9 protein-coding genes and 3 pseudogenes are annotated in these 11,029 nt (G+C 59.7%); 2 read left to right on the forward strand and 10 right to left on the reverse strand.

Annotated elements, in window-relative coordinates:
- Positions 1–15: 15 nt before the first annotated feature.
- The 10 genes and pseudogenes from EJ074_RS18500 to EJ074_RS18545 all read right to left on the reverse strand — a co-directional run bounded on the left by EJ074_RS18500 (position 16) and on the right by EJ074_RS18545 (position 9,921).
- Entirely contained in the window at positions 16–453 is a 438-nt protein-coding gene (locus tag EJ074_RS18500; protein ID WP_126104992.1) for a DUF269 domain-containing protein, read from the reverse strand.
- A gap of 323 nt (positions 454–776) precedes the next feature.
- Positions 777–1,934: a TlpA disulfide reductase family protein gene (locus tag EJ074_RS18505; RefSeq protein ID WP_127863036.1), complete on the reverse strand. Its 1,158-nt coding sequence runs from the start codon at positions 1,932–1,934 to the stop codon at positions 777–779.
- Positions 1,935–2,533: 599 nt separating this feature from the next.
- Positions 2,534–3,547, reverse strand: coding sequence for a 1-aminocyclopropane-1-carboxylate deaminase (locus EJ074_RS18510; protein ID WP_024505903.1), 1,014 nt, complete (start codon positions 3,545–3,547; stop codon positions 2,534–2,536).
- Between the two features lie 236 nt (positions 3,548–3,783).
- Positions 3,784–4,083 (reverse strand): exopolysaccharide production repressor protein, encoded by a 300-nt coding sequence (locus tag EJ074_RS30775; RefSeq protein ID WP_126097327.1) that lies wholly within the window; start codon positions 4,081–4,083, stop codon positions 3,784–3,786.
- Positions 4,055–4,370: pseudogene (gene fdxB / locus EJ074_RS18520) on the reverse strand (ferredoxin III, nif-specific). The gene EJ074_RS30775 and the pseudogene fdxB overlap by 29 nt, the downstream one beginning before the upstream one ends.
- Positions 4,367–4,525: a CCE_0567 family metalloprotein gene (locus tag EJ074_RS18525; RefSeq protein WP_224571204.1), complete on the reverse strand. Its 159-nt coding sequence runs from the start codon at positions 4,523–4,525 to the stop codon at positions 4,367–4,369. Before EJ074_RS18525 ends, fdxB begins: the two are co-directional and overlap by 4 nt.
- A gap of 90 nt (positions 4,526–4,615) precedes the next feature.
- Complete coding sequence (locus tag EJ074_RS18530) at positions 4,616–5,059, reverse strand: DUF269 domain-containing protein (protein ID WP_245454719.1); 444 nt, start codon at positions 5,057–5,059, stop codon at positions 4,616–4,618.
- A gap of 320 nt (positions 5,060–5,379) precedes the next feature.
- Positions 5,380–6,543, reverse strand: a complete 1,164-nt coding sequence (locus EJ074_RS18535) for a TlpA disulfide reductase family protein (protein ID WP_245438181.1) — start codon at positions 6,541–6,543, stop codon at positions 5,380–5,382.
- 601 nt (positions 6,544–7,144) lie between these two features.
- Positions 7,145–8,344 (reverse strand): IS256 family transposase, encoded by a 1,200-nt coding sequence (locus tag EJ074_RS18540; RefSeq protein ID WP_127863054.1) that lies wholly within the window; start codon positions 8,342–8,344, stop codon positions 7,145–7,147.
- Between the two features lie 278 nt (positions 8,345–8,622).
- Positions 8,623–9,921, reverse strand: coding sequence for a SidA/IucD/PvdA family monooxygenase (locus EJ074_RS18545; RefSeq protein WP_063169368.1), 1,299 nt, complete (start codon positions 9,919–9,921; stop codon positions 8,623–8,625).
- 369 nt (positions 9,922–10,290) lie between these two features.
- Between EJ074_RS18545 and EJ074_RS29935 the strand changes: the two are divergent.
- Positions 10,291–10,602, forward strand: a pseudogene (locus EJ074_RS29935) (GntR family transcriptional regulator); the annotation flags it as partial.
- A gap of 192 nt (positions 10,603–10,794) precedes the next feature.
- Positions 10,795–11,010 (forward strand): annotated as a pseudogene (locus tag EJ074_RS29940) (transposase); the annotation flags it as partial.
- Between the last annotated feature and the right edge of the window lie 19 nt (positions 11,011–11,029).

The following is an 11,029-nucleotide window of genomic DNA, read 5'->3' on the forward strand; positions in this document are numbered from 1 at the left end:
GCGCTCCATCTCGGGCTAGGCTTCAATGGCTGCAGTCGCATCGTCGACCAGTTTCGTACCGGCCTCAGCAAGTTTGCGGAAAGTCTCGAAGCCGAACCGGTGGACGTCTCGACAGAACGCCCAACCGCTGGAAGCCCGCAGGGGCTTCATTCCAATTATTGGCGACGTCGACACGCCGGAGCGCTCCTCGATCGCAAGCGCTACGGCGGTGTAAAACATGTCGAGCCTCCACAGCGCGTCAGGATCGGGATCGCCGCCAAAGGGTACCGCACGTTGCTGTTGCTTGGTGATGATGAACTCGGCCAGCAGCTCGGCATCCGAATGGCCTTCCCATAAGCCGAAGGAATCCTGAGTACGAATGAGCCGCAGGAGGCATTTGACGAACGGGGAAGCAAGGGCCTCGTCGTCATTGTTGACAGCAGGGCCAACCGGAGGAATTTCGTTGTTCGTCATTTCAGTCTTCGTCTTCGAGGTACGATTTCCTTTTCCTGCGATGCCCACTCCGGGTCCGCTTGCGTGGCCGACGAATGGCTTGGGCGGGCCAACCCCAAGAGTGCCCCGTGGCCGACCTCGACATGTCCACGAGTGCGAGACCTGCGGCGCGAATTCGCGGCGCACATCGTCTGCGCCGCGATCCGACCGGTGGTCAACGCAATTGAAATCCAACCTTCCGCAAGCCGCCGCCTGCTGCATCGACATACTTGCTGCGAAGAGAGCTTCGATGGGCGGATTGGCCAGTGTTCAATTCCAATTGTCAGTCCCTTCGCGATTCTTGCTCAGGAAGTGACTGCGTTTTGAGTTTCGGGTGCCTTCTTTTGCGGAGCCACACAAAGATCCGCGTGACAGGCAGGCTCACCCGTGTAGTTGGCCAGTGCTTCGAGCAATGGGGTAAGATAGTACTGTTTGGTGTGGTCCGGAATTGGCCCCAGCCGGTCCACCGATTTCAGTGCCACCTCGATCAACTCGATTGCGCGATCTTTGTTGCCGCTCTCGTAATAATACTGAGCTACCGGGAGGTACCGGAGGTATTTAAACGGGCCATCGCCGTTCGGGGGATTGAGTGCCAGTATCTGTTCCGAGAGCTCGTTGCCCATCGCAAAGCGCTCCGCGCGCGGAAGATGGGAATTGTCCATCGTGGGATCGAAGAGTTGGTTGAGGGCCAAGGCCATCCACGACACCGCGTCGGACGTTTTGTCGATCGCGTCCTCGACCAATTCTCGCATGACCGGCATGCCGGTCTTGATGTCGCGCAGCTTGTGAAGCAGAAGATCCGCATGAATCTGCCGGAACTCACAAGAGTCTGGCATCAAGGCGAGGCCTTCTTCGATGGCCAAGAGCGCCGCCGTCCAATCCTCGGCCTGCATCGCCGGCTCAAGTTTGGCGTATATCGGCCCGGTAAGCGACATTTCGCGCGCTGCAAGTTGGTTATGCGCGATGCGCTTTGCATCGGCGGCTTTCGCTTCATAGCTGCTGCGCCAGCTGCCGTTAAGGACTTTCGGCAAAACGTCATCGAGTTCCGCCGGGTGGCCGATAAAAGCGATGTGGCCGTCGCGGTCGACCACGAACGAGGTGGGAATCCCAATCGAAGAGCTGGGATCCAGCCAGAGCTTGTTCATTTCGCCAATGTAATCGAACCCGATACGATAATTCAGATTCGGGAACTTCTCGGTCAGCCAGGCATCCACGTTGGTCCGCGCCTCGTCTGCGGTAGGACCCTGTTCGCAGGCGGCAACTCCGACCGCCTCAAATCCGCTGCCTTCATATTTCTCCTGCAGTTCGATCAAATCGGGCATGGCGTCGACACATGGTCCGCACCAAGTCGCCCAAAACTCAACGAGGTAGACCTTGCCGGGCCGAAAGTTCGTGAGGGGCTCGCCACGCAGCCAGTTCTCCACTTTGATCGCAGGAGCCGGGGACCCCATACGCAGTTCCATCTTGGTGTCCAAAGTCATTCCACACCTTTCGTCTCTTTTGTCGCGGAATATTTTCCAGTCAAAATCGGACACGGTCTCGAGGGCATCGCTCCCTCTGGCTTGCTTCAGCGAAGCTCTCACCGTGTTGCCGCACATCAAGCTGCAACGGAGGTGCCAATTCCCTCAGCTCCGGTAAGCGGCGGGAAATGCTTTGAAATTCTCCACGAGGCCAAATGCGGCCGATTGTCGTGAACCCGACATGTCTTCTGCCGCTGTCGGGTTTCGCCCTATCACTCTTGAGAGCTTGGACGGCTCGCCTGTGATTAGACTGGCCTCGGTCCTCGAGCAGTGGCAGTTTGGCGCCAGTTCGAAAGCGCGAACTCGCCGGCTTGGTCCTCGTGCCGCCACCGCCGCGTGTGGATTCTTGCCCCGGAGTCAAAATTCGCCTCGCGGTTGCCAACGGCGGCATGCGCTCAATGCGCGTGGCGTTGAGCCCCGACAGCACGTAATGGTACCAATTAGTGGATGCCCGTCGCTGCCTCCACTTCTCCAGCCAAGCGCTCGAACGACGCTACCTACCCACGTTCGAGCGCGACCGCGGAATCGCAGACTGCCGAACGTCAGCCGTTGCGAAAGGTGTAGCCGTACCCGTTGATCGCCGGCGCGCCGCCTAGATGTGCGTAGAGGACCCTCGATCCCTGTGGAAAGAAGCCCCTCTGGACGAGGTCGATCATCCCTTGCATCGATTTGCCCTCGTAAACGGGGTCCGTAATCATGCCCTCGAGCCGCGCGCACAAACGGATTGCCTCTTTGGTTTCCTCCGATGGAACGCCATAACCCGGGTACGCGTAGTCCATGAACAACACCACGTCTGCCTCGACAATTTCCGCTCCGAGGTGGACGAGCTTCGCTGTATTTTGGGCGATGCCAAGCACCTGCGCCTTGGTCTTGGCGGGCATGGCGGAGGCATCGATACCGATCACGTTGCGCTGTCGACCATCCTTGGCGAACCCGACGAGCATGCCGCCGTGGGTTGAACCAGTCACCGTACAGACGACGATATAGTCGAAGGCAAACCCAAGCTGCTCTTCCTGGGCACGCACCTCCTCAGCGAACCCCACATAGCCCAGGCCGCCGTATTTGTGGACAGAGGCGCCGGCAGGTATCGCATATGGCCTGCCGCCCCTTGCCTTGACTTCATAAAGTGCCTTTTCCCAGCTGCGGCGGATGCCGATGTCAAAGCCCTCGTCAACCAGGCGCACCTCTGCCCCCATGATGCGGCTCAAGAGAATATTGCCGACCCGGTCGTAGACAGCATCATCATGTGGGACCCAGCTCTCCTGGACCAGGAGGCATTTCATGCCGATCTTGGCGGCGACCGCAGCGACCATGCGCGTATGGTTGGACTGCACGCCACCGATTGTGACGAGCGTATCGGCATCTGACGCGATCGCGTCAGGCACAATGTATTCGAGCTTGCGCAGCTTGTTTCCGCCGAACGCGAGACCGGAGTTGCAGTCCTCGCGTTTGACGTAGATTTCCACCTTGTCGCCCAGATGCTTGCCGAGGCGGTCGAGCCTCTCGATCGGCGTGGGTCCAAAGGTGAGCGGATAACGTTCGAATTTTTCCAGCATGCTATCTCCAGCAAAAAAGTACCTGAACCTGCTACGCACCGGTCAGCCCAGGGGTATGGTCGCGTGTTAGCCGAACACAGATTCCCTATACGATCAGCTCAGTCATCAGAGGGTGACCAAAATTGGTGTGGGTCTGAGCACTGATCCTGTCATCCGCGCATCAAAGCAGCAGCACATGCTGGGCATTCGACCAAGCCGGGACACAGCTGAAAATTGCATTCCGCAGTTGATCAGAGTCAGACGACTGGTACCCGAGCTTTCCTGTAACCATCGGCATGCTGGCCCCTGTGGCGAGTTCCACGAGCGCGGCTAGAGGACTGCCAGATCAGAAAGAGCACGCGGCCGAAGTAGCCGGCCTGAAGCAGCAGCGAACAGGCCAGCGTCGTGACGACTGCCACACGGAGCGAATCCAAAGCGAAGTAAACCATCGACGCATTGCTGCACAGGACCAGCCCCACGAGCCGACAAAAAGATGAAGTGCACGCCGCTCCCCTGGTTTTCGCCAGATCATGTTGCGAGCTCGTCGGCCGCAACATGCGTCTGGCAGTTCTTGGGGCAGACGCGGCCGCAGGCTCCGCAGCCTATGCAGCGGCCGGCATCATCGACAACCATGATCATGCGATTGAGCTTGCCGTCGAAATCGTCGTCCTCGTCATCGCAGGGGCGAGGATTTCACCCGAATCATCAACGCCGTGAAGATGCATGACATCGCGCGAGCAGACCTTGAAACAACGGCAGCAGCCGATGCAGATTTGCTATCGATGGAGGTCAGGTACGGCGGCATCCAAATGGAGCCGTCACGGGTGGTGAATGTGCGCATCATCCTAAATTCTTCATTGAAGCGAGTTCTCTCTTGGCAACATCCAACTCGGCATAAACGGCTTGGGTTTTCTCGGCGACTTCCTGTATGTCGGCCCACTTGCCCGGCAGACCCTCGACGAGGTCCTGCAATGCCATCTTGGCAATAGCTGCACGCAACTGGAGCTTTCAGACTTTTTTCCTCATCCTATCTAGGTCTGACATAGATCCTTCCTGGAACAATGGTTTCTTGATGCGCTCCATCTCGGGCTAGGCTTCAATGGCTGCAGTCGCATCGTCGACCAGTTTCGTACCGGCCTCAGCAAGTTTGCGGAAAGTCTCGAAGCCGAACCGGTGGACGTCTCGACAGAACGCCCAACCGCCGGAAGCCCCCACGGGTTTCATTTCTATTGTCGGCGACGTCGACACGCCGGAGCGCTCCTCGATCGCAAGCGCTACGGCGGTGTAAAACATGTCGAGCCTCCACAGCGCGTCAGGATCGGGATCGCCGCCAAAGGGTACCGCACGTTGCTGTTGCTTGGTGATGATGAACTCGGCCAGCAGCTCGGCATCCGAATGGCCTTCCCATAAGCCGAAGGAATCCTGAGTACGAATGAGCCGCAGGAGGCATTTGACGAACGGGGAAGCAAGGGCCTCGTCGTCCTTGTGGACAGCAGGGCCAACCGGTTCATGAGGAATCTCGCTTTTCCCCAATTTCAGTACTCCTCTTGAAGGACGATCTCTTTTTCTGCGATGTGTGGTTCGGGCGCTTGCGTGGGCGGGGAATGGCTTGGGCGAGCCGATCCCACGCAACAGTGTCCCGTGGCCGACCTCGAGCACGTCCACCAATGCGAGACCTTTCACCGCGGCGCGAACGCCTGCGCCGCGGTTCGACCCGAGGTAAACGCAATGGAAATTCCACCTGCCGCAAGCCGCGCACTTTTGCGGCATCGACGTTATTGCTGCGAAGTGCGCCTGGGCGGGCGGATTTGCCGGTGTTCAATTCCAATTGTCATGCCCTTCGCGATCCTTGCTCAGGAAGTGACAGCGTTTTGAGTTTCGGAAGTCTTGTTTTGCGGAGCCACACAGAGACCCGCGTGACAGGCAGGCTCACCCGTGTAGTTGGCCAGGGCTTGGAGCAACGAGGTGAGGTAGCGCTGTTTGGTTTGGTCCGGCACTGGCTCCGAATGGTCCAGCGATTTGATTGCCACCTCGATCAACTCGATCGCCCGGTCCTTGTTGCCGCTCTCGTAATAATACTGAGCGACCGGAAAGTAACACCCGAATTTAAAGTCTCCATCGCCTTGCGGAGGATTAAGTTCCAGGATCTGTTCGGAGAGCTCCTTGCCCATCGCAAAGCGATCATCATGCGGAAGATGGGAGTTGTCGATCGTGGGATGGAAGAGTTGGTTCAGCGCCATCACCACCCAAGACATCGCTTCGAACTTTTTGTTGATCGCGTCCTCGACCAATTCGCGCATAAGCGGCAAGCCGGTTTTGATGTCGCGCAGCTTGTGAAGCAGAATATCCGCATGAACCCGCCGAAAATCAAAAGAGTCTGGCATCACGGCGAGGCCTTCTTCGATGGCCAATAGTGCCGCTGCCCAATCCTCGTCCTGCATCGCCGGCCCAAGTTTGGCGTATATCGGCTGACTCAGCGACGATTCGCGCACACGCGAGATTCGCTTTGCATCGACGGCTTTCGCTTCATAGCTGCTGCGCCAGCTGCCGTTAAGGACTTTCGGCAAAACGTCATCGAGAGGTGCCGGGTGGCCGATATAAGCGATGTGGCCGTCGCGGTCGACCACGAACGAGGTGGGAATCCCGAACGAAGAGCTGGGTTCCAGCCAGAGCTTTTTCATTTCGCCAGTGCAATCGAACGCTGTCCGATAATTCAGATTCGGGAACTTCTCGGTCAGCCAGGCATCCACGTTGGTCCGCGCTTCGTCCGCGGTTGCAGCCTTTTCGCAAGCTGCGACTCCGATAATCTCAAATCCGCTGTCTTTATATTTCTCCTGCAGTTCGATCAAATGGGGCATGGCGTGGACACATGGTCGGCACCAAGTCGCCCAAAATTCAACGAGGTAGACCTTGCCGGGCCGAAGGCTCGTGAGGGGCTCGCCACGCAGCCAGTTCTCCACTTTCAGCGCAGGAGCCGGGGACCCCATACGCAGTTCCATCTTGGTGTCCAAAGTCATTCCACACCTTTCGTCTCTTTTGTCGCGGAATATTTTCCAGTCAAAATCGGACACGGTCTCGAGGGCATTGCTCCCTCTCGCTTGCTTCAGCGGAGCTCTCACCGTGTTGCCGCACATCAAGCACGGCAAAGGGCATGCCAACCCTTCTTAGCTTCGGCAAGCGCCGGTACCGCCTTGAATAAGCGAGCCCTAACACGGCCAGCTGACGTTAACCTGAATGTCGGCTTTCGACGGCTCACCTTAGCGGCTGCCGTTTAGGAAGGTGAGAGTTTGGCTGGCCCGCTGGCGATAAGACCGGCTTCGGCGTCCTGGAGTAGTCGCACTTCGGCGATGGGGTCGAAAGTGCGGGAGAGGCTCGGTACCCTTGCAGCCACCGCCGCATGTGGCCCGGCGTCATAATTCGCGTCGCGGTTGCCAACGGCGGCGTTGGGCTCGATCCACGTGGCGTTGAGCCCGACAGCACGTAAAGCTGCATCGTGATTGAATGCCCTTTGCTGTTTCACGCCAAGCAGGAGTCGCGCGACGCTACCTGATCGTGCCCACTGGAGTGGTGTAGCTGACGGCATTGGTCGCCGTGCTCTCCGGCATGGGCCGGAATTGATCAGCGCGCCACTGCCGGCAGGCTGATGAGCGGATCATCGCTCATTTGGCTGATGGTCTCAAGAGTCATGTAGCGCGCCCGCTGCACGGCCCATTCATCATTCTGTTCAAGCAGCAACGCGCCGACGAGACGGACAATGGCATCGTCATTGGGGAAGATGCCGACGACCTCGGTGCGCCGCTTGATCTCGCCGTTGAGACGCTCGATCGGATTCGTCGAGTGGAGCTTGGTGCGATGTTCCTTGGGGAAGGTCATGTAGGCCAGCACGTCGGGCTCGGCCTCGTCCATGATTGTCGCCAGCTTCGGCACCTTCGGCCGGATCTGGTCGGCGACGGCACGCCATTGGGCGCTGGCAGCCTCGGGCGTCTCCTGGGCGAAGGCGGTCGCGATGAAGGCCGAGACGACCCTGCGGCCGCTCTTGCCGGCGTGCGCCAGCACGTTTCGCATGAAGTGGACCCGGCAGCGCTGCCATGTGGCGCTGAGCACCTTGGTGACGGCGGCCTTGAGGCCCTCATGAGCATCGGAGACGACAAGCTTGACGCCGCGCAGGCCGCGACGGGTCAGCTTGCGCAGGAACTCGGTCCAGATCGGCTCGGCCTCGGAGGTGCCGACCTCCATGCCCAGCACCTCGCGGCGGCCGTCCGCGTTGACGCCGACGGCGATGATGACGGCGACCGAGACGATGCGGCCACCGCGGCGCACCTTCAGGTAGGTGGCGTCGATCCACAGGTATGGCCAATCGCCCTCGATCGGCCGCTCGAGAAAGGCCTTCACCTTGCCGTCGATCTCCTCGCAGAGCCGGCTCACCTGGCTTTTGGAGACGCCGCTCGCGCCCATCGCCTTGACCAGGTCGTCGACCGAGCGCGTCGAGATGCCCTGCACGTAGGCCTCCTGGATGACCGCGGTGAGCGCCTTCTCGGCCATGCGTCGCGGCTCCAGGAAGCTGGGGAAGTAGGAGCCCTTCCTCAGCTTTGGGATGCGCAGCTCGACCGTGCCGGCCCGCGTCTCCCAGTCCCTGTCGCGATAGCCGTTGCGCTGGACAAGCCGCAGCGGGTTCTTCTCGCCATGGGCCGCGCCGGTCGCCGCGCCCACTTCCAGCTCCATCAGCCGCTCAGCGGCAAAGCCGATCATCTCGCGCAAGATATCGGCGTCGGGGGTCTTCTCCACGAGCGTGCGCAGGTCCATCATGTCGTCGGTCATCGGTGCTTCCTTCGAATCAGGTTGTGTCAGCAACCCAACCCTACCGAAGAACATCGATGACCACCGCTACGCCGCTCGCTCGCTACGGCGCTGTTGAGGGCGCGCTCGCGAGCGGCTTCGCTACCGCCGAGCTACACCACTCAGCGGGGCACGACCCGCTACCTTGCTCAAGCGCGAGCAGAGCGATCTGACGCCGTAGGAATATTGCTCGTCCCGCTTTTGCCGCCAGAGGCGGAAATCTTTCCTGAATGCCACCGCCGATCATCAATATCGACGAATCATATCCCGCTGCCCATTTGTTCGACTCCGAGGTCGGGCCAGCACTCCGTCAAGGGACGGTTGATGAACCCTAGATGCTCGGGATTGGCGCATGGCGCGCGCCGCAGAAGGCTGTCAAGGATGCGGCGCGCTCGCCAGGCCAGCAGCCCAAAGTTCGGATCAGCCAGCCCGCGCTGTCCAAGGCAGGCGTTCTGAACGAAAAGGCGTCGGTCTCGCGGTCCGTCCCAGTACACCGAAAAATCCTCGCCGATGGCGAGCTCATTGCCGATCTGTTCGAGGCGATCTGCGATCGGTTCTAGGAAACCCGGCAGCGGTTTCTCGTACCCGGTGGCCAGGATGACGATATCGGCGGTTACTTCTCCGATGTTGTCCAAGCCGCGTTGCAGCGTGAGCCTGTGCCCTGCTCCGGCATTGATGCAGCGCGACACGTTGCAACTTGGCCTCAATGTGATCTCGCATTGGTGTGGCTCGAGAAAGGCGTGGTGGTAGAGCGCCTGATAGACCGCGCGCAACTTGCTTTCTGAAATGCCCTCGGAGGCAAGCGCGAAACGCCGCAGGAACAGCTGTCGATGCACCTCGCTCATCGCAGCAAAACGATCCGAGAAGCATGGCGTGAACAGCCCGTTTGTGAACGCGTGGTCGTCGAAAGGCATCTCGCGCGTCAAGACCCATGTGATCGCCGCGGGCCGCCGTTCTTTCGGCCGGCCGACAAGGTGCAGTAGCAGCTCGGCTCCCGACTGTCCGCCGCCAACAACGCAGACATGCTTTTTTTGCACCTCAGGATTGATGTGGGCCAACTCAGATGAGTGGAACAGGTTGGGTCCAGTCCAGCCATGAAACTGAGGCGGAATTTGCGCCTGCTTGCCTATGTCGATGACGAGGTTTCTTGCATCAAGGACCGCGTTGTCCGTCCGCACGCGAAACTCGCCGTCAAAGCGGATTTCGCGAACGGCCTCGCCGCCACGGACAAGCGGATTCTTCTGGAACGCCCAGTTGAGATATTGGGCGAACTCGGCTCTAAGCACCCCGTGAAATTGCGCATTGAGGAAATTGTAAAGACGCCCGTTCTCGTGGAGGTAGTTTACGAATGTGTAGGCTGATCGCGGATTGACCAGAGTAACCAGATCCTGGAAGTGGCCGACCTGGAGCTCCGCGCAATCGAAAGCGCTGCCTGGATGTCCTCGGAAATCGACCTCCCGGTCCAGGAACAGTGCCCCTTGCGCAATCTCTTCCTGTATCTGACACGCAAGGCTCAAATTAGATGGTCCAGCACCCACACCAATACAAAAGAGGTCCACTTATCCTTACTCCTCTAGGAGTGTTTTCCAACTCAGCGGCATGTTGACGTCGATCGCCGGGCATTGAGCAATGCGAACCTCACAGGCATGCTTGAGCCGCGGTCCCGACTGAGAGGACAGCATAAGCGTGTGCCGCCTTCCAGGTCTTGGGCTCAATGTCGGCGGCATCGACAGCGGCGCGGCGTGATCCGAACCCAAGAGCAGAAGGAAAGTGTGTGATGCTGTCGCGCGGCTCTTCCGGATCTTACGGCGGCTTCTAGCGCCGGCCTCCACCCCAGGAGTGGCTGTTTCCCTGCCACGACGGAAGCGGCTCTTTCTTTCGAGGGGCGTAACCATGGATAATGGCTCTTAATGCTTTCGGAGACTCCCATGCATGCGGCGTGCCGGATAAAGACCCGTCAAACCAACGAGTTCGCGCAGTTCCAGCTCGTCTGGAATCCGACATTGTCGCACGCCCGACGATCGGGCAGGGGAAGCTCCGCGGCAGCGGCCCTTGCACACCGCAGGCTGACAGGGACAGCCGCCGATTTGACGCGCGTCCGGTCGCGTGGTGGCTGCCATGCAGCAAGATATCGAGACGGGCGCTTTGCGGCGGGGGAGCGCCTGCCGACCGAGCCCGAACTGGCTGCGAGCTTTGGCGTTAGCCGCTCAGTCATCCGGGAAGCCGTATCGCGCCTGAAAGCCGTTGGCGTCGGGTCAGCCGTCAGGGGTCCGGCGTGTTTGTCAGCGACGCCCCTTCTGCAGCGTTCTTTCAGGATACGGGGTGCCGAGGTCGGCAGCGGGATCGCTCTGCGCGAGATTCTCGAGCTACGGCTGTGCCTCGAAGTAGAGGAGCCGGGCTTGCGACAGCGGACATCAGAGCGTGTGATCGAGGAGTTCGTTCCAGCCTGGTCGCTGGCGCCGATCGTGCGGGCGCTGCAGACATTACGTGGTGTGGATCTGATCGTTGCCGTGACGTTTGCTACCCAGATTGGCGACGTGCGCCGTTTCGAAAGCCCGCGCCAGCTCATGGGCTATGTTGGCCTTGATCCTGGTGAGTGGTCGACCGGCGAGACAGTCAGACGGGGCGGTATCACCAGGGCAGGGAATCTCCGGCCAGCAACTTGCC

The organism is Mesorhizobium sp. M3A.F.Ca.ET.080.04.2.1 (assembly GCF_003952525.1).
GTDB lineage: Bacteria > Pseudomonadota > Alphaproteobacteria > Rhizobiales > Rhizobiaceae > Mesorhizobium.